Source organism: Dechloromonas sp. H13 (assembly GCF_009469615.1).
Lineage (GTDB): Bacteria > Pseudomonadota > Gammaproteobacteria > Burkholderiales > Rhodocyclaceae > Azonexus.
This window is the reverse complement of the sequence record NZ_SSXX01000006.1, coordinates 44,947-67,973: the sequence shown is the minus strand read 5'-3', so window position 1 is coordinate 67,973 and position 23,027 is coordinate 44,947. Positions and strand designations below refer to the sequence as shown.

The following is a 23,027-nucleotide window of genomic DNA, read 5'->3' as shown; positions in this document are numbered from 1 at the left end:
GGCGCTGGGCGAAAAATAAAGCTGGTAATTCTATCACGGTGCCGGCGGCGGCAATGCCTTGGCGGATTCAAGGATGTATAGACAGAGCCGGGAAATGTTCGCTACAATGCGCGCCTTCTTCGACGGCGGCTGTAGCTCAGTTGGTAGAGTCCCGGATTGTGATTCCGGTTGTCGTGGGTTCGAGCCCCATCAGTCGCCCCAGATTCAAACCCCCGCAACCCGCAAGGTTGGCGGGGGTTTTCTCTTTGGAGCCACGCCATGTCCGATTTGTCGCCGCAATCCGTGTTTTCCGGCCTCGCGCCGGCGATCGTCTGGAAGCACTTCGCGACCCTCTGTGAAATTCCACGGGCCTCCAAGGAAGAAGGGCGGTTGCGGCAGCATCTGCAGGACTGGGCCGCCGCCCGCGGCCTGACGGCGACGGTCGATGCCGCCGGCAACCTGCTTGTCCGCAAGGCGGCCAGCGCCGGGCGGGCACATCTGCCGGGCGTCGTCCTGCAGGCGCACCTGGACATGGTGTGCCAGAACAACGCCGATACGCCGCACGATTTCTCGCGCGATCCGATTCGCCCGGTGCGCCGCGACGGCTGGCTGGCGGCCGAGGGTACGACGCTGGGCGCCGACAACGGCATCGGCGTGGCGCTGATGCTGGCCGTGCTCGAGGATGACCAGTTGCAGCACGGACCGATCGAGGCGCTGTTCACGGTCGATGAGGAGGCGGGCATGGGCGGCGCGCGCGGCTTGGCGGCGGATCGGCTGCAGGGGCGCCTGATGCTGAATCTCGATACCGAGGAATGGGGGGAGTTCTACCTGGGTTGCGCCGGCGGGCTGGACGTCAATGTCGCACGTCCGGGCGCTGGCGTAGCGGTGCCCGACGGTTTCGCCACCTGTCGTGTCAGCTTGCGCGGCCTGCGCGGCGGACATTCCGGTGTCGATATCCACGAACAACGCGGCAATGCCATCAAGCTGCTGGTCCGCGTCCTGCGCGAGCTGGAAAGGGCGATGCCGCTGCGCCTCGCCGAGCTGCGCGGCGGCTCGGCGCGCAACGCGCTGCCGCGGGAGGCGGAGGCGACCATTGCCGTGCCGGCCGCCGAGCTGGCCCGGGTGCCGGATCTGCTGAATCGGGCGGAGTCCGCGCTGCGCGACGAACTGGGCGGCGTCGACGACGCCGTGGCGCTGCAGGTGACGCGTTGCGACGTGGCCCGGGTGATGGCGCCGGCCGACCAGGCGGCCTGGCTGGCGTCACTGCATGCGGCGCCGCATGGCGTGCGGCGGATGAGCCGGCGGGTGCCCGGCGTCGTCGAAACCTCGAACAATCTCGGCATGGTCGATCTGCACCCGAATGGGGGATCGTGCAACTTCATGGTGCGTTCACTGCTCGACAGCGGCAGCCTGGCGCTGGCCGAGGAGATCGTCAGCCTTTTCGCGCTGAGCGGCACGTCGGCCACGCTGGCGGGGTATTACCCGGGCTGGGCGCCGAATCCGGATTCCCCGCTGCTGGCCCTGTGCCAGTCGGTCTATCGCCGGGAGTTCGGTGCCGAATCGAAGGTACAGGTCATCCACGCCGGCCTGGAGTGCGGGATCATCGGTGCCAAGTACCCGGGGCTGGACATCGTCTCCTTCGGCCCGACCATCCGGGGGGCGCATGCGCCGGGGGAATCCGTGGATATTTCGTCGGTCGACCGCAGCTGGCACCTTCTGCGGGCCATCCTGGCTGCGGTAAGCTGAACGGAACGATAACGGGAGATGCCGACGATGAAAGCATGGCTGGGATGGATTGCCATAGCGGCCTTGAGCGCTTGCGGCGTGGAAACCGCAAGCACGGCGGCGACCGGGGCGGCGCTCAAGAAGCAGGAACTGGAACAGGGCCGGAAAACGATGGACCAGATGCAGCAGAAAATCGATCAGGCTAATCTGCAAGTCCAGCAGCGGGCCGAGCAGGCCGGCGGCGACAAGTAGGCTTCAGCGACCGCGCAGGGCTTCGCGGCGGGCGAGTCCGAGTTTGGTCGCGCGCTCCATCTTTTGCGCGAAGGCCGCGAAATCGAGGCCGTAGTTGGCGCGCAGTTCCTTCGCGAAGCTGTGCAGCCAGCGCCAGCGCGGCTCGAACCAGCGTTCCTTGAAGGCGTAGAGGACGTGGTTGCCGTCGTCGGGTACCGAAATCACGATGACCTGGTCGTCGAAGGCGTGCATGGCCTCGCCGATGACGCCGGCGTAGCTTTCCCGGTCGCCGGCCAGGTTGATGACCAGGACGCCGTTGCCGGCCAGCCTGGCGTAGGCGTTTTCGAAGAATTCGCGGTTGGCCAGGCCGGGCGCGAAGCCGGTCTTGTCGAAGGCATCGACGAGCAGGACGTCGATGCCCTTTGCGGCCTGTTCGAGGTATTCGGCGCCATCGCCCTGCAGGATTTGCAGGCGCGGGCCGTCGGGCGGCAGCATGAAGGTGTCGCGCCAGGCGATGACGTCGGGGTCGAGTTCGACGGCGGTCATGTGGGCGCCGGGCAGACGATGGTGGCAGAACCGGACCAGCGAGCCGCCGCCGAGGCCGATCAGCACGATGCGTTTCGGGCGCGGATGGAAGAGCAGGAAGGCCATCATCTTCTGCGTGTAGCGCAAGGCCAGGTCGTTCGGCGCCTTGAGCGACATTTCGCTCTGCATCAGGCGGACGCTGAAATAGAGGAAGCGCGATTTGCCGTCGTCGATGACGAAAGGTTTCGGGTAGCTCTCGTCAAGCAACCGGGCGCGCAGCTCGCCGGCCCTGGCCCAGGGCGGTTCGAGCAGCAGGACGATGCCCTTTTCGACTTCGAACGGGCTGGGTAATTCGTAGGGCTGGATCAAGCAGGGAGGTCGGCGGCGTGCAGCAGGAAGACGAATTCGTCGCCGGCGGCGGTATCGAGCCAGGTGAAGGGTAGCGTCGGATAGGCGGCTTCCAGTTCGGCGCGGTTGTGGCCGATCTCGACGACGAGGAGGCCGTCCGGGGTCAGGTGACGGCGGGCTTCGCGCAGGATGATGCGGGTGAAGTCGAGGCCGTCCTTGCCGGAGCCGAGGGCCATGACCGGTTCGTGGAGATATTCCGGCGGCAGCGCGGCGACCGATTCGGCGTTCACGTAGGGCGGATTGGAGATGATCAGGTCGTAGCGGCAGCCTTGCAGCTTGGCGAAGGCGTCGGACTGGATGATCTCGATGCGTTCGCCGAGGCCGTATTCCTCGACATTGCGCTCGGCGACGGAAATTGCCTCTTTTGAGAGGTCGACCGCAGCAACCTGCGCCTGCGGGAAAGCGAGTGCGGCGAGGATGGCCAGGCAGCCGGAACCGGTGCACAGGTCGAGCACCGAGCCGACGGCCCACGGGTCCTCGACCCACGGCGTCAATTGCTCGTGCAGCAGTTCGGCGATGAAGGAGCGCGGCACGATGACGCGCTCGTCGACATAGAAGCGATGCTCGCCGAGCCAGGCCTCGTTGGTCAGGTAGGCGGCGGGCAGGCGGTCTTCGCAGCGCCGGCGATAGATGTCGAGCAGTGCGGCGCGCTCGTGCGCCAGCAGACGCGCGTCGAGAAAGGGCTCGAGGCGGTCGAGCGGCAGGTTGAGGGTATGCAGGGTCAGATAGACGGCTTCGTCCCAGGCGTTGTCGCTGCCGTGGCCGAAGAACAGGCCGGCGGCGTTGAAGCGGCTGACGGCATAGCGGAGATAGTCGCGAACCGTCGCCAGTTCGCCTTGGGCGGCGTTATCGGTCATGCGCTTAGCAGTTGCTCGAGGATGCGGGTGTAGATGGCGGAAAGCTGCGGCAGGGCAGCGATGTCGACGCATTCATCGATCTTGTGGCTGGTCGCGTTGACCGGGCCGATTTCGAGCAGCTGGTCGCAGATCTCGGCGATGAAACGGCCGTCGGAGGTGCCGCCGGTTGTCGATAGTTCGGTGTCGATGCCGCAGACCTCGCGGATCGCGCTGCTGGCAGCCGCGGCCAGCGGCCCGCGGCCGGTCAGGAAGGGACGGGCGCCGAGCGTCCAGTCGATCTCGTAATCCAGTTCGTGCTTGTCGAGAATGGCGGTCAGGCGCTGCTGCAGGCTTTCCGGCGTGCTGGCGGTGGAAAAGCGGAAGTTGAACTTGATCTCGACGCTGCCCGGCACGACGTTGGTGGCGCCGGTGCCGCCGTGGATGTTGGAGATTTGCCAGGTGGTCGGCGGAAAATACTCGTTGCCCTGGTCCCATTCGGTGTCGCCCAGTTCGGCGAGGGCCGGAGCGGCTTCGTGGATCGGGTTGCGCCCGAGGTGCGGGTAGGCGATGTGGCACTGGATGCCCTTGACCGTCAGCCGGCCGGACAGCGAGCCGCGGCGGCCGTTCTTGATCATGTCGCCGAGTGTGTCGACCGAGGTCGGCTCGCCGATGATGCAGAAGTCGAGGGTTTCGCCGCGCGCCTTGAGGGCTTCGACGACGATGGTCGTTCCATCGACGGCGTCGCCTTCCTCGTCGGAGGTGAGCAGGAAGGCGATCGAGCCCGGATGTTGCGGATGGGTGGCGATGAAGGCCTCGGTTGCGGTCAACATCGCCGCGAGGGAGGATTTCATGTCGGCGGCGCCGCGCCCGTAGAACATGCCGTCGCGGATTTCCGGGGCGAACGGCGGCGAGGTCCATTTGTCGAGCGGACCGGTCGGCACGACGTCGGTGTGGCCGGCGAAGACGAACAGGGGCTTGGCCGTCCCGCGCCGCGCCCACAGGTTGGTGACGCCGTTGCGGTTGATGAATTCGCAGGCAAAGCCGAGCGGCTCTAGACGGGCGGCGATGATTTCCATGCAGCCGGCATCGTCCGGCGTGACCGAAGGACGGGCGATGATCTGGCGGACCAGGTCGAGGGTGGGATCGGACATCAGTTCTGCGAGGCGTCGTGGTCGCCCAGGCTGAGCGTGAATTCCTTGAACGAGGCGCCGCCGGCGTTGGTGCTGTCGAATTCGAGCGCGGCGTCGGGTTTGCGTTCGTCCCTGCTGCCGGTGGGGTTGATCTCGGCGTTGTTGATCAGCCACGAGAGGTTGGTCGGCGAATCGGCATTGCCCAGGGCTTCCTCGAGGGAGATCAGGCCCTCGCGATAGAGGCGGAAGAGATCCTGCTCGAAGGTCTGCGATCCCGGGGCCAGGGTCTGTTCCATGGCGTCCTTGATGCCCTGGACTTCGCCGCGCTCGATCAGCTCGCTGATATGGCGCGTGTTGAGCATTACCTCGCAGGCCGGCGTCCGCTTGCCCTCCGGCGTTTTGACCAGGCGCTGCGAGATGATGGCGCGCAGGGCGACGGAAAGGTCGAGGAAGAGGGCCGGCCGGTTTTCCAGCGGGAAGAAGCTGATGATGCGGTTGAGCGCGTGGTAGCTGTTGTTTGCGTGCAGCGTCGCCAGGCACAGGTGGCCGGTCTGCGCGTAGGCGATGGCGGCCTGCATGGTTTCCTTGTCGCGGATTTCGCCGATCAGGATGCAGTCCGGCGCCTGGCGCATGGCGTTCTTCAGCGCGGCGGCCCAGTCCAGCGTGTCCATGCCGATTTCGCGCTGGTTGACGATCGATTTCTTGTGCTTGAACAGGAATTCGATGGGGTCTTCGACGGTCAGGATATGGCCGGCGCGGTTGCTGTTGCGGTGATCGAGCATCGACGCGATGGTTGTCGACTTGCCGGAGCCGGTGGCGCCGACGATGAGGATCAGGCCGCGTTTCTCCATGATCAGGTCGCCGAGCACCGGTGGCAGCTGGAGGGCGCCCAGTTGCGGGATGTTGCCGAGGATGAAGCGGACGACGATGCTGATCGAGCCGCGCTGGCGGAAGATATTGACCCGGAAGTTGCCGATGTTCGGCACGCCGAAGGAGAGGTTCATCTCCATCGTCGCCTCGAAGGTCTTGACCTGGTCCGGCGACATCAGCTCGTAGGCGATTTTCTCGATCATGTCCGGCAGCATCGTCTGCTGGTTGACCGGCATGGTGTTGCCCTGGATCTTGATGTGGATCGGCGTGCCGGCGGAGATGAAGATATCCGAGGCCTGCTTTTCCGCCATCAGCTGGAACAGTTTGTCGAGGATCATGCGCGATCTCCGGGTTCGTTATGCGTCGCTCAGGCGCGCAGCAGTTCGTTGATGCTGGTCTTCGAGCGGGTCTGCGCGTCCACCTTCTTGACGATGATGGCGGCGTAGAGGCTGTACTTGCCGTCGGCCTTGGGCAGGGTGCCGCTGATCACGACGGAACCCGGGGGTACGCGGCCGTAAGTCACTTCACCAGTTTCGCGGTCGTAGATCGGGGTGCTCTGGCCGATGTAGACGCCCATCGACAGCACGGAGTTTTCGCCGATGACGACGCCTTCGACGACTTCCGAACGGGCGCCGATGAAGCAGTTGTCCTCGATGACCGTCGGGTTGGCCTGCAGCGGCTCGAGCACGCCGCCGATGCCGACGCCGCCGGAAAGGTGCACGTTCTTGCCGATCTGCGCGCAGGAGCCGACGGTGACCCAGGTGTCGACCATCGTGCCCTCATCGACGTAGGCGCCGATATTGACGAAGGACGGCATCAGCACGGCGTTCTTCGCGACGAAGGAACCCTTGCGGACGATGGTGCCCGGCACGACGCGGAAGCCGCCCTGGCGGAACTGTTCCTCGGTCCAGCCCTGGAACTTGGTGTCGACCTTGTCGTAGAAGCGAACGTCGCCGCTTTCCTGGACGCGGTTGTCGCGCACGCGGAAGGAGAGCAGCACGGCCTTCTTGATCCACTGGTGGGTAAACCATTCGCCGGCGATCTTCTCGGCGACGCGCAACTTGCCTGAATCGAGGTCGCCGATCACCGACTCGATGGCGGCGATGGTCGTCGGCGCGGACTGCGGCGACAGTTCGGTGCGGCGTTCCCAGAGTTCTTCGATGGTGGCTTGCAGGGGATGGGTCATGGCGTGTTCTCTCTCAGGTTACAGTTGTTGTGCGAATTGACGGAGGCGCGCGGTCGCTTCGAGACACTCGTCGAGCGAAGCCACCAGCGCGATACGAACGAAATTGGCGCCCGGATTGACGCCATCGACCTCGCGGGCCAAAAAGCTGCCGGGCAGGACCACGACATTATAGTGTTCGAGCAGGCCGCGGGCGAAGTCGGTGTCGGCGATCGGCGTCCTGGCCCACAGGTAGAAGCTGGCGTCCGGCATGCCGGTGCCGAGCACTTCGCCGACCAGCGGCGTGCAGGCGGCGAATTTCTCCCGGTACTGGTTGCGGTTGTCGAGGACGTGCGCCTCGTCGTTCCAGGCGGCGACCGAGGCCGTCTGCACCGGGGGCGCCATCGCGCAGCCGTGGTAGGTACGATAGAGCAGGAATTTTTTCAGGATGGCCGCGTCGCCGGCGACGAAGCCGGAGCGCATGCCCGGCACGTTGGAGCGCTTGGACAGGCTGGAGAACATGACCAGCCGTTCGTTCGTGCGGCCGAGCAGCTTGGCCGCCTGGAGGCCGCCGATTGGCGGATTGGCCTCGTCGAAATAGATTTCCGAATAGCACTCGTCGGAAGCGATGATGAAGCCGTACTTGTCGGAGAGGTCGAACAGTGTCTTCCAGTCGTCGAGCGACAGCACCTTGCCGGTCGGGTTGCCCGGCGAGCAGACGTAGAAAAGTTGGACGCGCGCCCATTCCTCGGGCGACAACTGGTCGTAATCGAAGGCGAAGCCGTTTTCCGGCAGGTTGTTCAGGAAACGCGGCTCGGCGCCGGCCAGGTAGGCGGCGCCTTCGTATATCTGGTAGAAGGGGTTCGGGCTGACGACCAAGGGCACGTGACCGCGGATCGGGTCGATGACCGTCTGGGCGAAGGAGAAGAGCGCCTCGCGCGAGCCGTTGACCGGCAGGATCTCGGTTTCCGGGTTCAGCGCCAGATCGTAGCGACGCTGGCACCAGGCGGCGATCGCCTGGCGCAGGGCCGGGATGCCCTGCGTCGTCGGGTAGTTGGCCAGCCCTTTCAGGCCGTTGGCCAGCGCTTCGATGATGAAGGCCGGGGTCGGGTGCTGCGGTTCGCCGATCGAGAGCTTGATCTCCCGGTATTGCGGATTCGGGGTGACGCCGGCGAACAGGGCGCGCAGCTTTTCGAAGGGGTAGGGCTGGAGTTGGGCGAGGTGCGGATTCACGTCGGACGTCGAATGGGTGTCAAAATGCCGATTATCCCTGAAAAAGCCTGCGCTGCCTCGTGAACAAACCCGCGTTGATCGCTGCTCTCATTGCCCCGGCTGTCTTGGCGGCCTGCGCCTTCGGCTACCAGGCGCGCGGCAGCCTGAGCGACGTGCCGGGCGAGATGAGCGGCAAGGGCTATCCGGGCAACCGCGGCGGCGGGCGCTTCGTGCTGGTCGACCGGGAGGGGCGCCTGAGCTGCGATGGCCTGGCCTTGCCGCCCAGGGTGTCGCCGACGCCGGACAGTTGCGCCGGCGAGGCCGGCGACGGCGTGGTGCATTGCTCCGACGGCCGGGAAATTCCGGTGCGCTGGGAGGCGATCACCTGCCGTTCGTTCCGCGGCAGTGGCGAGGATCAGCGTGGAAATCGGCTGATTTTTCGCGTCGACCGCAACCGGTAGTTCAGTAGGCCACGCGCGTCGGGTTGCTGGCCCAGTTTTGCAGCGGCAGCAGCGAGCCCGGCAGCGGGTGGTGTTCCATGACGATGCTGCGCGCCGAGAAATGGCGGCCCAACTCGCAATAGAGTTCGTCGTCGCAAAAGCCGATGGCGGCCGCCTCGGCGCGGCTGTTGGCGAAGACGATGCGGGTGATGCGCGCCCAGTAGGCGGCGGAAAGGCACATCGGGCAGGGTTCGCTGGAGGCGTAGAGCGTGGCGGCGGGCAGGTGGAAGCTGTCGACCGCGGCACAGGCGGCGCGGATGGCGCCGATTTCCGCGTGCGCCGTCGGGTCGCGGCTGGCCACCACACGGTTCCAGCCCTCCGCGACGATCCTTCCATCGCACACGATGACGGCGCCGAAGGGGCCGCCCTCGCCGCGTTCGCTGCCCATGCGCGCCAGTTCGATGGCGCGGGCGAGGAAGAGATCGTCCTGGTTCATCAGCCCCGGGTGTTGGAGTCGCTGTCGAAACTGCTCAGGTCGACGCGCGGCGCCGGCTGCCAGCCCGCCTTGCGGTGTTCGGCGACGACATTGGTGAACACGCCACCACGCACGTAGAACTTGGCGGTCAGGCGCATGAAGCGCGGCTGGGTGGCGGCGACCAGGTCGTCGAGGATGCGGTTGGTGACGGCTTCGTGGAAGGCGCCCTCGTTGCGATAGGACCACATGTAGAGCTTGAGGCTCTTGAGCTCAACGCACAGCTGGTCGGGGATGTAGTCGAGGATCAGCGTGGCGAAATCCGGCTGCCCGGTCTTCGGGCACAGGCAGGTGAATTCCGGAATCTGCATGTGGATGTGAAAATCACGGCCGGCGGCGGGATTCGGGAAGGTTTCGAGGGTCTTGGTCGGTTGGCTGGACATGCTGGGCGTCTTCAAAAGTAGGTCGATGTTATTATACGGCCCCCGTCAAGGCAGGGCTTTCTCGCCGCTGCCGCCATCCGCATGCGCCTGACCAAACTCAAACTCGCCGGCTTCAAGTCCTTCGTCGATCCGACCGCCGTGGCCGTGCCCGGGCAGCTGGTCGGCGTCGTCGGCCCCAACGGCTGCGGCAAGTCCAACATCATGGATGCCGTGCGCTGGGTGCTGGGGGAGTCGAAGGCCTCGGAACTGCGCGGCGAGTCGATGATGGACGTCATCTTCAACGGGACGACCGGGCGCAAGCCGGTGTCGCGCGCCTCGGTCGAGCTGATCTTCGACAACGCCCTCGGGCGGGCGCTTGGCCAGTGGTCGCAGTACGCCGAACTGTCGGTCAAGCGGACGCTGACGCGGCAGGGGCAGTCGGATTACTTCATCAACAACCTGAAGGTCCGGCGCAAGGACATCACCGACCTCTTCCTCGGCACCGGCCTCGGGCCGCGCGCCTACGCCATCATCGGCCAGGGAATGATCTCGCGCATCATCGAGGCCAAGCCGGACGACCTGCGCATCTTCCTCGAGGAAGCGGCCGGCGTCACCCGCTACAAGGAGCGGCGCAAGGAAACCAACGGCCGCCTGGAGGACACGCGGGAGAACCTGTTGCGCGTCGAGGACATCCGCCTCGAACTCGGCAACCAGATGGAGAAGTTGGAAGCGCAGGCCGAGGTTGCCCGCCGCTATCATGCGCTGAACGAACAGCTGGTGCGCCGCCAGCAACTGCTCTGGCTGCTGCGGAAGCGCGAAGCCGAGGGCGAGCGCCAGCGCCTGTCGCTGGACGTCGAGCGCGCCGTCACCGAACTGGAAGCGCAGAGCGCCGCCCTGCGTGAAACCGAAGCGCGCGCCGAGGAAACGCGGGAAGCGCATTTCGCCGCCGGCGACGCCCTGCACCAGGCGCAGAGCGACATGTATGCCGCCAATGCCGAGGTGGCGCGGCTGGAAGCCGAAATCCGCCACCGCCGCGAATCGCGCCATCAGCTGGAGACGCGCCTCGCCCAGCTGGAGGGCGAACTGGCCCACTGGGGGCAGACGGCGGAAAGGCTTGCGGTCGACCGGCAGAAATGGGAGGAATTGCAGGAAATCACCCGCCTGCGCGTCGAGGAAGCTGCAGACCGGTTGCACCAGCAGATGAACATCGCACCGCAGGTCGAGGAAAGCCACGCCCAGGCCCAGGAGGAACTGCAGCGCCTGAAGGCGCGCACCGCCAACGGCGAGCAGCGCCTGGAGGTCGAGCTGACCAACAAGTCGCATGCCCAGCGCGCGCTGCAGGCCATCGTCCAGCGCCGCGAGCGGTTGCGCGACGAGGGCGGCGGACAGGATGCGCCGGATGCGCTGGACCTGGCCGAGAAGGAAGAGGAACTGGCGTTGCTGCGCGAGGAGCTGGCCGGTGACCAGGACCATTTGCAGCAGTTGCAGCAGGAATTGCCGCAGCTCGAAGCCTCCCGCAAGCAGGTCCAGGGCGAGCTGCAGCGCAACGAGCGCGAACTGGCCGCCGGCCAGGCACGGCGCGCCGCGCTGGAGCAGATGCAGGCGCGCGCCCGCGAATCGGGCAGGTTGCCGGAATGGCTGCGCCGCCACGGGCTGGAAAACGCGACGCCGCTATGGCAGCAGATTCATGTCGAGGCCGGCTGGGAGTCGGCGGTCGAGGCGGTCCTGCGTGAACGCCTGAACGCCATCGCCTGTGACGATCCGGCCAAGCTCGACGAATGGCTGCACGACCGGCCCGACGCGCACCTGAGCGTGATGCTGGCCGCCGCAGCCGGCGACGGCGAGCAGGCCGGGCGGCTGAGCGAGCGGGTACGCTGCGACAATCCGGCGATCGCCGCCGCGCTGGCCGACTGGCTCGGTGCGGTGCACACGGCCGAATCGCTCGACGCTGCCCTGGCCCGGCGCGCCGAACTGGCGCCGGGGGCGGTGCTGGTAACGGCCGGCGGCGACCTGGTGACGCACGCCAGTCTCACCTTCTTCGCGCCCGACCAGGGCGAGCATGGCCTGCTCGAACGCCAGCGCGAAATCGAGACCCTGGCCGCAGATATTGCCGCCGGCGAGGAGCAGGCCGCGGCGGTGCGCGAGCAGCTGGCGATGCTCGACGAGCAGTACGCCGACAAGCAGGAAGAAATCGGCGAAATCCGCCAGTACGTGGCCGATCGCCAGCAGCGCGTACATGCGGTGCAGCTCGAGGTGCTCAAGCTCGGCCAGGCGATCGAGCGCCACCGCGAACAGAAGGAGCGCCTGCAGGAGCAGATGGCCGAACTCGCCGAGGAAGAGGAGGCCGAGCGCGAACGCGACATGGCAGCCGACGACAAGATCGCCGAGGTGCGTGACGGCCTGGCGCGCATCCGCGTGCTGGTCGCCGGTGCCCAGTCGCGGCTGGACGAGGCCGAACGCGCCGTGCGCGCCGAACGCGAGCGCAACGCCGACCTCGACCGCGCCCTGCGCGAGGCGCAGTTCTCGCAGCGTGAAAGCGAAGGCAAGCTGCAGGACGTGTTCGCCCAGCAGGCGGTGGCGCAGCGCGAACTGAACCGCATCGAGGCGGATCGCGCCCAGTGCGCCGAGCAGGTGGCGGTGGCGCCGGCCGACGTCATGGAGGACAACCTGCAGGCGGCGCTGGAAACGCGGCAGGAAAGGGAAAAGGCGCTGGCCCAATGCCGCGATGCCCTGGAGGCGGCGACCAATGCGCTGCGCGGGCTGGAAGAGCAGCGGCTGCGCATAGAACAGGGTCTGGAGCCGCTGCGCGTGCGCATCGGCGACCTCAAGCTGAAGGAGCAGGCGGCGGCGCTCAACACGGAGCAGTTCGCCCAGCAACTGCTGGAAGCCGGCGCCGACGAGGCGGCGCTGGCGCAGGAACTCGACAGCCAGGGCGGCGCCGTCCGGCCGGCGGCCCTGCAGGGCGAGATCACCCGCCTCGGCAACGCCATCGGCGAACTCGGCGCGGTCAACCTGGCGGCGTTGCAGGAACTGGAGACGGCGACCGAGCGCAAGGGCTACCTCGACATGCAGGCGGCCGACCTGACCGAGGCGATGGAAACGCTGGAAAACGCCATCCGCCGCATCGACCGCGAGACGCGCGACCTGCTGCAAAGCACCTTCGACACGGTCAACGGCCATTTCGGCCGGCTTTTCCCGGAACTCTTCGGCGGCGGCCGCGCCGAGCTGGTGATGACCGGCGACGAGATCCTCGATGCCGGCGTCCAGGTCATCGCCCAGCCGCCGGGCAAGAAGAACTCGACCATCCACCTGCTGTCCGGCGGCGAGAAGGCGCTGACGGCGATCGCGCTGGTCTTCTCGATGTTCCAGCTCAACCCGGCGCCGTTCTGCCTGCTCGACGAGGTCGACGCGCCGCTCGACGATACCAATACCGAGCGCTTTTGCGGCATGGTGCAGAAAATGTCCGCCAACACGCAGTTTCTATTCATTTCCCATAATAAAATCGCCATGGAAATGGCCGAGCAGCTGGTCGGCGTGACGATGCAGGAATCCGGCGTATCGCGCGTCGTGGAAGTGGATATCGAAGAAGCTTTGAAGATGAGGGATGCGGCTTAAATGACCGAACTCCAGATGGGATTGATTGGCCTGGGCGCGACGGCGGTGGTCGGCGTGTTCGCCTACAACAAGTGGCAGGAATACCGCCAGCGCAAGCTCGCCGAGGCGCTGCTGAAACCGCAGCACGAGGACGTGCTGCTCGGCGAAGGCCCGAAGGCGGCACCGGTGGTGCGCAACGAACCGGAATTCCATGCCGCCAGCCCGGTAGTCGCCGCGGAGCGCCGCGAACCGGTGCTGGCCGACGCCGCGCCGGAAGACGAGGGCGCCGCGCGGGATTTGCCGCCGAGCCTGGCAGATGCCGATACCGAAGTGCAGATGGCCTCGCCGGCCGCGGCTGCACCCGTGCCGGAACCCGAGATCGAAATTCCCGACCTGCCGGCCGGACTGGTGCCGGGCACGCTGCTCGACCCGCGCCTGGAATTCATCGCCGCCATGGAGCTGGTCGATGCGGTGCCCGGGGCGCAGATCGTCCATGCCCAGCACGCCACGCTGCAGCACCTGGGCAAGCCGGTGCATTGGGTCGCCTTCAACGAGCGCACGCGCGAGTGGGAACGCATCGCGCCGGACAGCGAGGTGCCGGTGCGCCGCCTGCGGGTCGGCCTGCAGCTGGTCGATCGCACCGGCCCGGTGTCGGATGCCGATCTGGCGACCTTTACCGAAGCCATGCACGACCTCGCTGACCAGTTGCTGGCGGTGGCCGACATGCCGGCCAGCCGCCTGGGTGACCAGGCGGCCGAGATCGACCGTTTCTGCGCTGCGGTCGACCTGGAAATCGGGGTCAATCTGGTCAGCCGTGCGGCGCCGTTTTCCGGCACCAAGATTCGTGCCCTCGCCGAGGCGGCCGGCATGGTGCTCGGCGATGACGGCGCCTTCACGCGCTACGATGACGACGGCCGCACCCAGTTCACGCTGCAGAACTTCGAGACGACCCGCTTTTCCGGGGAGGCGATGCGCAACCTGACGACGCATGGCCTGACCTTCGTTCTCGACGTGCCGCGCGTCGCCCACGGCGAGCGGGTTTTCCTGCAGATGGTCGACCTCGCCAGGCGTTTCGCGGAAACCCTGCAGGGCACGCTGGTGGACGACAACCGGCAACCGCTCAACGACATGCAGCTCGACCACATCCGGCGCGAATTCATCGGCAAGCCGCAAGCGACGATGGCCAGCTACGGAATTCCCGCCGGCTCGGCGCAGGCGCTGCGGCTCTTCTCCTGATGGCGGTGCCGGTGCCGGCCGCCGAGCGCGCCGCCTGGCTGCGCGGCGAAATCGAAAGCCACAACCACGCCTATTACGTCCTCGATGCGCCGACCGTTCCGGATGCCGAGTACGACCGGCTGTTCCGCGAACTGCAGGCGCTGGAGGCGGAACATCCCGGGCTGCGCACCGCCGATTCGCCCACCCTGCGCGTCGGCGCGCCGGCGCTCGCCCAGTTCGCGCCGGTACGCCACGACGTGCCGATGCTGTCGATCCAGACCGAAACCGACACCGGACCGAGCGGCGCGCTGAATTTCGACGCGCGCATCCGGCGCGAATTGCTGCTGGCGGACGACGCGCCGCCTGTCGATTACGCCGCCGAACTGAAATTCGACGGTCTGGCGATCAGCCTGCGCTACGAAAACGGCGTCCTCGTGCGCGGCGCGACGCGCGGCGACGGCGCCACCGGCGAGGACGTCACGCAGAACCTGCGTACCGTGCGGCAGATTCCGCTGCGCCTTTGGGGTGCGGCGCCGCCGCTGCTGGAAGTGCGCGGCGAGGTTTACATGCGGCGCGACGATCTCGAACGCTACAACGCGGCGGCCGCGGCGCGCGGCGAGAAGACGCTGGTCAATCCGCGCAACGCGGCGGCCGGTAGCATCCGCCAACTCGACCCGGCAGTGGCGGCGAGCCGGCCGCTGTGTTTCTTCGCCTACGGCCTGGGTGCGGTCGACGGCTGGGAAATGCCGAAAACGCATGCCGGCGTGCTCGACGCGCTGGCCGCCTTCGGCCTGCCGGTCTGCGAACACCGCGCCGTGCTGGCCGGCGGCGAGGCACTGGCCGGCTTCCACCGGCGCATCGCCGGGCTGCGCGACAGCCTGCCGTTCGACATCGACGGCGTGGTGTACAAGGTCAACAGCCTGGAGCTGCAATGCCGCCTCGGTTTCCGTTCGCGCGAGCCGCGCTGGGCGGTCGCCCACAAATACCCGCCGCAGGAGGCGTTGACCGTCGTCGAGGCGATCGACATCCAGGTCGGCCGCACCGGCGCGCTGACCCCGGTGGCGCGCCTGCAGCCGGTCTTCGTCGGCGGCGTCACGGTGACCAACGCGACCCTGCACAACGCCGACGAGGTCGAGCGCAAGGGCGGCATCTGTGTTGGCGACACCGTGATCGTCCGCCGCGCCGGCGACGTCATCCCGGAAGTGCTGGGCGTCGTCGCCGAACGCCGGCCCGTCGACGCGAAGCCTTTCGTGATGCCCGACGCCTGCCCGGTCTGCGGCGCGCACGTCGTGCGCGAGCCGGGCGAGGCGGTGACGCGCTGCTCCGGCGGTTTTTCGTGCCGCGCACAGCGCATCCAGGCCATCCTGCATTTCGCCGGGCGGCGCATGATGGACATCGAAGGTCTGGGCGAGCGTTACGTCGAGCGCCTGGTCGAGTTCGACTACGTGCATGGCGTCGCCGACCTCTATCGCCTGAAACTCGACGACCTGCTCGACATGAAGCGGCGCGCCGACGAGCGCGACGGCACGGTGCCGGAAACGGTCAAGGCTGGGCAGGTGCCGACGCGCTGGGCCGAGAACCTGCTCGCCGGGATTGCCGCCAGCTGCCGGCCGAGCCTGGCGCGGCTGCTCTTTGCACTGGGTATCCGCCACGTCGGCGAGTCGACCGCGAAAACGCTGGCCGACTGGTTGGGCAGCTTCGAGCGCGTGCGCCGGGCGCCGGCGCCGCTGCTCGCCGTGCTGCCGGACATCGGGGCGACGGTGGCGGCGGCGATCGCCGATTTCTTCGCCGAGGAACGCAACGTCGCCGCGGTCGATGCACTGCTCGCCGAAGGCGTGGCGCCGGCCGACGAGCATGCGCCGCATCCCGGGCTGGCCGAACGGCTGGCCTGGAGCGAACTCTACGGCGCGCTCGGCGTGCCGAAGCTGACGCCCCTGCGGGCGCAACAACTGGCCGCGCTGGTCGATGGTTCGAGGCTGGCGGCCGAGGGTGTCAATGGCGCGGCGCTGTCGAGCGGCGGCTTGCCGGGCGAAGTGATCGACGCGCTGGCCCACTGGCTGCAGACGCCGGGCAAGCGCGGCCTGCTCGCTGCCGTCGCGATGCGCCGGGAAGAATTGGTGGCGATGCTGCCTGCTGCGGTCGACGGTGAAAAAGGGCCAATTTCGGCGCTGGCCGGCAAGACCTTCGTGCTGACCGGCACGCTGCCGACGCTGAAGCGCGACGCGGCCAGGGACATGATCGAGGCGGCGGGCGGCAAGGTGGCCGGTTCGGTATCGAAGAAGACGGATTTCGTGGTGGCCGGCGAGGAGGCTGGTTCCAAGCTGGAAAAGGCGCGGGAACTGGGCGTGCCGGTGATCGATGAGGCAGAATTGCTGGAATTGCTCGAAGAGGGAGAGAAAGAATGAAAAAAGTCAGAAAAGCGGTCTTTCCGGTAGCCGGCATGGGGACCCGTTTCCTGCCGGCGACCAAGGCCAGCCCGAAGGAAATGCTGCCCATCGTCGATAAGCCGCTGATCCAGTTCGCGGTCGAGGAAGCGGTGGCGGCCGGGATTACCGACATGGTGTTCGTCACCGGCCGCTCCAAGCGTTCCATCGAGGACCATTTCGACAAGGCCTACGAGTTGGAATCGGAACTGGCGGCGCGCGGCAAGGACGAGATGCTGGAGTTCGTGCGTAACATGATTCCGAAGAACATCAACTGTATCTACATCCGCCAGGCCGAAGCGCTCGGCCTCGGCCACGCCGTGCTGTGCGCCAAGCCGGTGATCGGCGACGAGCCGTTCGCCGTGCTGCTGGCCGATGACCTGCTCGACGGCCAGCCGCCGGTGATGAAGCAGATGACCGATACCTACGACTATTACCGCTGCTCCGTGCTCGGCGTGCAGGATGTGCCACGCGCAGACACCCGGAGCTATGGCATTGTTGATGCGCGCAAGGTCGCCGACCGGGTGGAGCAGGTCGGCGCCATCGTCGAGAAGCCGAAGCCGGAAGAGGCGCCGTCGACGCTGGCGGTCGTCGGACGCTACATCCTGACGCCGCGCATCTTCCACCACCTGGAGAACGTCAGGCCGGGGGCTGGGGGCGAAATCCAGCTCACCGACGGCATCGCCTCGCTGCTCAGCGAGGAGCAGGTGCTGGCCTACCGCTACGCCGGCACCCGCTACGACTGCGGCTCCAAGCTCGGCTACCTGCAGGCGACGGTCGTCTTCGGCCAGCGCCACCCGGAAGTCGGGCCCGCCTTCGATGCCTATCTGAAATCCCTGGGGGCCTGAGTGGAACGACAGGAAGCACGCACGCTGCTGGCCGGGGCCGAGGAGATTCATTCCGCCACGGCCGTCCAGGCCGCCCTGGACGACGTTGCGGCGCGAATTCGCGCGCAGCTGGCGGAGAGCAACCCGCTGGTGCTGTGCGTGATGACCGGCGGCGTGATCTTCTGCGGTCAACTGCTGCCGAAGCTCGATTTTCCGCTCGACTTCGACTACCTGCACGCGACGCGCTATGGCGCCGAAACGCAGGGCGGCAAGATCTCGTGGCGCAGCGCGCCGTGGATTACGGTCAAGAACCGCACCGTCCTCGTGGTCGACGACATTCTCGACGAAGGCGTGACCCTCGCCGCGGTCAAGGAAAGCCTGACGCGCCTCGGTGCCGCCCGGGTCCTGTTGGCGGTTTTCGCCGACAAGCTGAACGGCAAGCGCAAACCGGTTTCTGCCGATTTTGTCGGGTTGACCGTGCCTGACCGCTTCGTTTTCGGCTACGGCATGGATGTCGGCGGCGCCTGGCGCAACCTGCCGGCGATCTACGCGCTCAAGGAACAGGCCGAATGAGCGGCGCCACGGTCGGCGAGTTTCTCGGCTACTGGCGGAGCGAAGGCGATGCCTATGCCCGGCACGGCGATTACGAATGGATGGCGTCGCTGGTCACGGGTAGCCGGGTCCTCGAGATCGGCTGCGGGCTCGGTTTCGGCACCGCGGCCCTGGTGGCGCGCGGACTGGCGGTGCTGGCCATCGACACGCTGCCGGAATGCCTGGCGGCGACCGGCGGACGGCCGGATGTTGGCGCCGGCGTCGTGTTGCGGCAGGCCGATGTCGCGAACCTCGACAGCGACGCGCTGGCGGCGATTACCGCCTTCGCACCGGATACCGTGGTCTGCTGGCTGATGGGCGCACCCGCAACGACGACCGGGGCGGCGGCCGGCGACGGCGGACAGGCGGTGGTCGCCTATCGCGAAGCCATGCATCGCAAGGTGGCCGAACTGGCGGCGGCGCTGCCGTCGGTGCGTCACCTGCATCTTGTCGACCGGACGGCGATTCCCTGGCAGGCCAAGGATATCGGGCGCGACACGCTGGTCCGCTATCATCTGGGCAAGACCCTGCGCGACCTGCCGTTCTCCGCCGAACGCGGCAACGCGCTCTACCGCAAGCTCGCGAGCAGCGCGCCGGAACTGGCGCATTTGCGGCGCGCCCATCCGTCGCTCAAGGGCGTCGTCCCGACACTGGCCTCGCTGATGGCCGAAAGGAACAACTGAATGCTGGCAATCATCGGCGGCAGCGGCCTTACCACGCTGTCGAATCTCGACGTTTCGCGCCGCGAAGTGGTGCGCACACCCTATGGCGAGCCCTCAGGCGCACTGGTCTTCGGGCAGATCTGCGGCCGGCCGGCGATGTTCCTGCCGCGCCACGGCTACGGCCACACCATCCCGCCGCACATGGTTAACTATCGGGCGAACCTCTGGGCGCTGCATCATCACCGGGCGACCGGGGTGATTTCCGTCGCTTCGGTCGGCGGCATCCGCGCCGACCTGCAGCCGGGCGACATCGTCATTCCCGACCAGATCATCGACTACACCTGGGGGCGCAAGGCGACCTTCTTCGAGGGCAACGGTTCGCCGGTGACGCATGTCGACTTCACCGAGCCGTACGACCGCGAATTGCGCACCCGGATACAGGAGGCCGGCGCGGCGCTCGGGATCGAAATGAAGGTCGGCGGCGTCTATGCCGCGACGCAGGGGCCACGCCTCGAAACGGCGGCCGAGATCAACCGCCTTGAACGCGACGGCGCCGACCTGGTCGGCATGACCGGGATGCCGGAAGCGGTTCTGGCGCGCGAACTGGGCCTGCCCTACGCGGCCATCAGCGTGGTCGCCAACCATGCCGCGGGGCGTGGCGACAGTGCCAACGGCATCCAGTTCTCCAGCCTCGAGCATGTCCTGCACGAAGCCATGGGGCGCGTGCGGAGCGTCATCGAGCGGCTCGTCGGCTGCCAGAACGGCACGCCGCCGATGGGCATGTCGGTCTGACTAGGGCGTGTTCACAGTAACCGGCAGCCCGCTGCTTGCTGTGAACACGCCCTAAGCGCTGACCTTCAGCCGCTCCATCAGCTCGGATTCGAGCTGGATGCGCCGGGAGCTCTGGCGCAGGTCGCCGCCGCTGATCAGGAAGACGTCTTCCGCCCGCTCGCCGAGCGTGGTGATCTTGGCGGTGTGCAGGTTGGCCCCGTGCTCCGCGATGGTGGTGGCCACGGTGTAGAGCAGGCCGGGGCGGTCGGCGGCCACCAGCGTCAGCACGAAGTGGGCGCCCTTGTCGTCGGGGCGGATTTCTGCTTCCGCCTTGATCGGGAAATGCTTGACCTGCCGCGACAGGCGGCCGGAGGAGGGCGCTTCCGGCGGCGTCTGCCGGATCAGGCGATCTTCCAGTTCATGCTCGATGTAGGCCACCATTTCGCGGTCGTTGTGGCGTTGCGCGACATCGAGGACGACGAAGCTGTCCAGCGCGTAGCCGTGCGCCGTGGTATGGATCTTGGCGTCGACGATGCTGTAGCCGGCGCGGGCGAAAAAGCCGACGATGCGGGCGAACAGATCGGGCTGGTCCTGGGTGTAGACCATCACCTGCAGGCCGTCGCCATCCTGGTGCGGGCGGGCGCGCACGACCGGCTGGTCGTTGAAGATGCGATAGTGCAGTGAGCGCGTGTGCCAGGCAATCTCTTCGGCCGAATGGCGCAGGAAATAGACGGTATCCAGCTGCTTCCACAGCCGCTCATGGACGGTGTCGGAAAGCGCGAAGTAGCGCAACAGGCGCATCGCCCCGGCCTGCCGTTCGGCGATGATGCCCTGCGGCGCCTGCGGGCTTTCCTGGCCGAGATGTTCCTGGGTCAGGTGGTAGAGGTCGGCCATCAGCTTGCCCTTCCACTGGTTCCACACCTTCGGGCTGGTGCCGCGGATGTCGGCATGGGTCAACAGGTAGAGGGCGGTCAGGTGCCGGTAGTCGCCGACCAGGCGGCTGAAGGAGGTGATCACGATGGGATCGGAGAGGTCTTCCTTCTGCGCGACCTGGGACATGATCAGGTGGTGGCGGACCAGCCAGACGACCAGTTCGGTGTCTTCCGCCGAGAAGCCGTGGTCTTCGCAGAAGGTCTGCGCATCGACCGTGCCGAGCTCCGAATGATCGCCGCCACGGCCCTTGGCGATGTCGTGGAAGAGCGCCGCCACATAGAGCAGCCAGGGGCGGTCGAATTCAGCGATGGCGCGCGCACACAGCGGGTATTCATGGGCGAACTCGCTCATGGTGAAGCGCCGGATATTGCGCAGGACCTGCAGGATGTGCTGGTCGACCGTATAGACGTGGAACAGGTCGTGCTGCATCTGGCCGACGATGCGCCCGAAGCAGGGCAGGTAGGCGCCCAGGATGTCGAGCTGGTTCATGCGGCGGAACTCGTGTACGACGCCACGCTCGCTTTGCAGCAGCTTGATGAAGGCGGCGCGATTCTCGGGCCGGGCGCGAAACTCCGGGGTGATGAGGTCGCGCGCATGCCACAGGGCGCGCAGGGTACGCGCGGTCATGCCATGCAGATCGGGGTTTTCCTGCATGACCAGGAAACTGTCCAGGATGAGCGCCGGCTTGCTGGCGAAGATGCCTTCGTCGCGAACGTCGAGCAGGCCGCCGACCGACTGGAAATGTTCGTCGATCGGTTGCGGCAACTGTTCGCTTTCCGGCGCCAGGGCGGCGCCGATGTTCTGCATCAGGATCGTGTTGATCAGGGTGATCGCCTTGGCGTTGCGATAATAGCCCTGCATCAACTGCTCGGACGCGCGCTTTGCCAGCGTCGACTCGAAGCCGTACTGGGCGGCGAGCGTGTTCTGGTAGTCGAACAGCAGGCGATCCTCGCGCCGGCCGAGCATCAGGTGCAGGCGGATGCGCAGGTGCTGCAAGTATTCCTCGCTGCGTCGGGCCTGTTCCAGTCCTTCACTGGAAAGGATGCCGTTCCTTTCCAGTTCGTCCCAGGTCGTGCCGTAGCCGGCGGCCTTCGCCACCCAGAAGATCACCTGCAGGTCGCGCAGGCCGCCCGGTGCCTCCTTGAAGTTCGGTTCCAGGCTGTAGGGGGTTTCGTTGAAGCGCAGGTGGCGCTCCTGCTGTTCGAGCCGCTTGCACTCGAAGAACACCAGCGGGTCGAGATTGCCGCGCAGCCGCTTTTCGAAGGTGGTGAACAGCTTCTTGTTGCCGGTCAGCAGGCGGGCTTCAAGCAGCGCCGTCTGCACCGTGATGTCGTCGGCGGCTTCGTTCAGGCATTCCTGGACGGTGCGGACGCTATGTCCGATTTCCAGACCGATGTCCCAGAAATGACCGATCAGCTTTTCCAGGCGCTCCTGCAGCGCCGGCCCGGGTTCCTGCGGCAGCAGGATCAGCAGGTCGATGTCGGACGCCGGGTACAGTTCGCCCCGCCCGTAACCGCCGACCGCCGCGAGGGCCAGCGAGGCCGGAAAGTCCAGGCTCGCCCAGAGGCGGTTGAGGACGCTGTCGACCTGCTGGCAGCGATTTCTGAGCAGCGCCTGCGCGTCGTTGTTCAGCGCATAGGCTTCGCGCAGGTTTTGCTGCCCGCTCCGAATTTCGTTGCGCAGCGCAGCAAGGTCGATGCTCATCATGCGATCCAGTCAGGCTTCGGCCGGCACCCGGCGGAGAGGGTGAGGACTTCGTAGCCGGTAGCGGTGACGAGGACGGTATGTTCCCACTGGGCGGACAGGCTATGATCCTTGGTGACGATCGTCCAGCCGTCGGCCAGTTCGCGAATGGCGGCCTTGCCGGCATTGATCATCGGCTCGATGGTGAAGATCATGCCGGGTTCCATTTTCGGTCCGGTGCCCGCTTTGCCGTAGTGCGTCACCTGGGGATCCTCGTGGAACTTGGCGCCGATGCCGTGGCCGCAGAATTCACGGACCACCGAATAGCCATTCTTCTCGGCGTGCTTCTGGATGATGGCGCCGATGTCACCGATATGGCCGCCGGGACGGACCACGGAAATGCCCAGCCACATGCACTCGAAGGTGATTTCGCACAGGCGTTTCGCCTGGATGGAAGGTTCACCGATCAGGTACATGCGGCTGGTGTCGCCGTGGTAACCGTCCTTGATCGGGGTGACGTCGAGGTTGATGATGTCGCCGTTCTTCAGCACGCGGTCGCCGGGCACGCCGTGACAGACCTGGTGGTTGACCGAGGTGCAGATGGACTTGGGGTAGGGGTTGTAGCCGGACGGCGCATAGTTCAGCGGCGCCGGAATGCCGCCCTGCACATTCACCGTGTAGTCGTGGCAGAGACGGTCGAGCTCGTCGGTCGTCACGCCGGCCTTCACGAAAGGTGCGACATAGTCGAGGACCTCGCCAGCAAGGCGCCCGGCGACGCGCATTTTCTCGATTTCTTCCGGTGTCTTGATGGAGATGCTCATGGATGGACGGTGGACCGTGCGGTTGGAAAGGGGCGAAGGATAAAGGATGCCACCTGTTTCTCAAAGCCGGGGGCGGCGACGGATGGCATAATTAG

General features: G+C 66.6%; 20 protein-coding genes and 1 tRNA gene. 11 read left to right on the top strand and 10 right to left on the bottom strand.

What is annotated here, in order from left to right; genetic code table 11:
• Positions 1-125 precede the first annotated feature (125 nt).
• The 3 genes from GH660_RS13515 to GH660_RS13505 all read left to right on the top strand — a co-directional run bounded on the left by GH660_RS13515 (position 126) and on the right by GH660_RS13505 (position 1,956).
• Positions 126-201: transfer RNA gene (locus GH660_RS13515), tRNA-His, on the top strand.
• A 57-nt stretch (positions 202-258) separates the two neighbouring features.
• Positions 259-1,725, top strand: coding sequence for an aminoacyl-histidine dipeptidase (locus tag GH660_RS13510; RefSeq protein ID WP_153147207.1), 1,467 nt, complete (start codon positions 259-261; stop codon positions 1,723-1,725).
• A 27-nt stretch (positions 1,726-1,752) separates the two neighbouring features.
• Positions 1,753-1,956 (top strand): hypothetical protein, encoded by a 204-nt coding sequence (locus GH660_RS13505; RefSeq protein WP_228276497.1) that lies wholly within the window; start codon positions 1,753-1,755, stop codon positions 1,954-1,956.
• A 3-nt stretch (positions 1,957-1,959) separates the two neighbouring features.
• On the opposite strand, the gene GH660_RS13500 is transcribed toward GH660_RS13505, so the two are convergent.
• Genes GH660_RS13500 through dapC form a run of 6 tightly spaced genes read right to left on the bottom strand, consistent with a single transcriptional unit; the run spans position 1,960 to position 8,099 of the window.
• Positions 1,960-2,829 (bottom strand): fused MFS/spermidine synthase, encoded by an 870-nt coding sequence (locus GH660_RS13500; protein ID WP_153147205.1) that lies wholly within the window; start codon positions 2,827-2,829, stop codon positions 1,960-1,962.
• Complete coding sequence (gene prmB / locus GH660_RS13495) at positions 2,826-3,725, bottom strand: 50S ribosomal protein L3 N(5)-glutamine methyltransferase (protein ID WP_153147204.1); 900 nt, start codon at positions 3,723-3,725, stop codon at positions 2,826-2,828. The genes GH660_RS13500 and prmB overlap by 4 nt, the downstream gene beginning before the upstream one ends.
• Positions 3,722-4,855 (bottom strand): succinyl-diaminopimelate desuccinylase, encoded by a 1,134-nt coding sequence (gene dapE, locus GH660_RS13490; RefSeq protein WP_153147203.1) that lies wholly within the window; start codon positions 4,853-4,855, stop codon positions 3,722-3,724. The genes prmB and dapE overlap by 4 nt, the downstream gene beginning before the upstream one ends.
• Entirely contained in the window at positions 4,855-6,042 is a 1,188-nt protein-coding gene (locus GH660_RS13485) for a PilT/PilU family type 4a pilus ATPase (protein WP_153147202.1), read from the bottom strand. The genes dapE and GH660_RS13485 overlap by 1 nt, the downstream gene beginning before the upstream one ends.
• Before the next feature lie 29 nt (positions 6,043-6,071).
• Positions 6,072-6,890 (bottom strand): 2,3,4,5-tetrahydropyridine-2,6-dicarboxylate N-succinyltransferase, encoded by an 819-nt coding sequence (dapD, locus tag GH660_RS13480; RefSeq protein WP_153147201.1) that lies wholly within the window; start codon positions 6,888-6,890, stop codon positions 6,072-6,074.
• An 18-nt stretch (positions 6,891-6,908) separates the two neighbouring features.
• Positions 6,909-8,099 (bottom strand): succinyldiaminopimelate transaminase, encoded by a 1,191-nt coding sequence (gene dapC / locus GH660_RS13475; protein ID WP_153147200.1) that lies wholly within the window; start codon positions 8,097-8,099, stop codon positions 6,909-6,911.
• 74 nt (positions 8,100-8,173) lie between these two features.
• Between dapC and GH660_RS13470 the strand changes: the two genes are divergently transcribed.
• On the top strand, positions 8,174-8,539 hold the full coding sequence (locus GH660_RS13470) for a hypothetical protein (RefSeq protein ID WP_153147199.1): 366 nt from the start codon (positions 8,174-8,176) through the stop codon (positions 8,537-8,539).
• A gap of 1 nt (position 8,540) precedes the next feature.
• On the opposite strand, the gene GH660_RS13465 is transcribed toward GH660_RS13470, so the two are convergent.
• Both GH660_RS13465 and queF read right to left on the bottom strand, forming a co-directional pair.
• On the bottom strand, positions 8,541-9,014 hold the full coding sequence (locus GH660_RS13465) for a nucleoside deaminase (protein WP_153147198.1): 474 nt from the start codon (positions 9,012-9,014) through the stop codon (positions 8,541-8,543).
• Positions 9,014-9,433 carry a preQ(1) synthase gene (gene queF / locus GH660_RS13460; protein WP_153147197.1) on the bottom strand — a complete coding sequence of 140 codons (420 nt, stop codon included), beginning with the start codon at positions 9,431-9,433 and terminating at the stop codon, positions 9,014-9,016. The genes GH660_RS13465 and queF overlap by 1 nt, the downstream gene beginning before the upstream one ends.
• Positions 9,434-9,514: 81 nt before the next feature.
• Here queF and smc point away from each other — a divergent pair, with 81 nt between their 5' ends.
• The 7 genes from smc to GH660_RS13425 are packed head-to-tail and all read left to right on the top strand — an operon-like array spanning position 9,515 to position 19,516.
• Entirely contained in the window at positions 9,515-13,027 is a 3,513-nt protein-coding gene (smc, locus tag GH660_RS13455; RefSeq protein WP_153147196.1) for a chromosome segregation protein SMC, read from the top strand.
• Entirely contained in the window at positions 13,028-14,242 is a 1,215-nt protein-coding gene (locus GH660_RS13450; RefSeq protein WP_153147195.1) for a cell division protein ZipA C-terminal FtsZ-binding domain-containing protein, read from the top strand. It begins immediately after the preceding gene.
• Positions 14,242-16,626: an NAD-dependent DNA ligase LigA gene (ligA, locus tag GH660_RS13445; protein WP_153147194.1), complete on the top strand. Its 2,385-nt coding sequence runs from the start codon at positions 14,242-14,244 to the stop codon at positions 16,624-16,626. The genes GH660_RS13450 and ligA overlap by 1 nt, the downstream gene beginning before the upstream one ends.
• Positions 16,623-17,492 carry a UTP--glucose-1-phosphate uridylyltransferase GalU gene (galU, locus tag GH660_RS13440; RefSeq protein WP_153147193.1) on the top strand — a complete coding sequence of 290 codons (870 nt, stop codon included), beginning with the start codon at positions 16,623-16,625 and terminating at the stop codon, positions 17,490-17,492. The genes ligA and galU overlap by 4 nt, the downstream gene beginning before the upstream one ends.
• Positions 17,493-18,044 carry a hypoxanthine-guanine phosphoribosyltransferase gene (locus GH660_RS13435; protein ID WP_153147192.1) on the top strand — a complete coding sequence of 184 codons (552 nt, stop codon included), beginning with the start codon at positions 17,493-17,495 and terminating at the stop codon, positions 18,042-18,044.
• Complete coding sequence (locus GH660_RS13430) at positions 18,041-18,745, top strand: class I SAM-dependent methyltransferase (RefSeq protein ID WP_153147191.1); 705 nt, start codon at positions 18,041-18,043, stop codon at positions 18,743-18,745. The genes GH660_RS13435 and GH660_RS13430 overlap by 4 nt, the downstream gene beginning before the upstream one ends.
• A complete protein-coding gene (locus tag GH660_RS13425) occupies positions 18,746-19,516 on the top strand; it encodes an S-methyl-5'-thioinosine phosphorylase (RefSeq protein WP_153147190.1) in 771 nt (256 codons plus the stop codon).
• A gap of 51 nt (positions 19,517-19,567) precedes the next feature.
• On the opposite strand, the gene GH660_RS13420 is transcribed toward GH660_RS13425, so the two are convergent.
• The gene (locus tag GH660_RS13420) at positions 19,568-22,132 is read right to left on the bottom strand and encodes a [protein-PII] uridylyltransferase (protein WP_153147189.1); all 2,565 of its coding nucleotides are present in this window, start codon (positions 22,130-22,132) and stop codon (positions 19,568-19,570) included.
• Positions 22,132-22,932 (bottom strand): type I methionyl aminopeptidase, encoded by an 801-nt coding sequence (gene map, locus GH660_RS13415; protein ID WP_153147188.1) that lies wholly within the window; start codon positions 22,930-22,932, stop codon positions 22,132-22,134. Before map ends, GH660_RS13420 begins: the two co-directional genes overlap by 1 nt.
• Positions 22,933-23,027 lie beyond the last annotated feature (95 nt).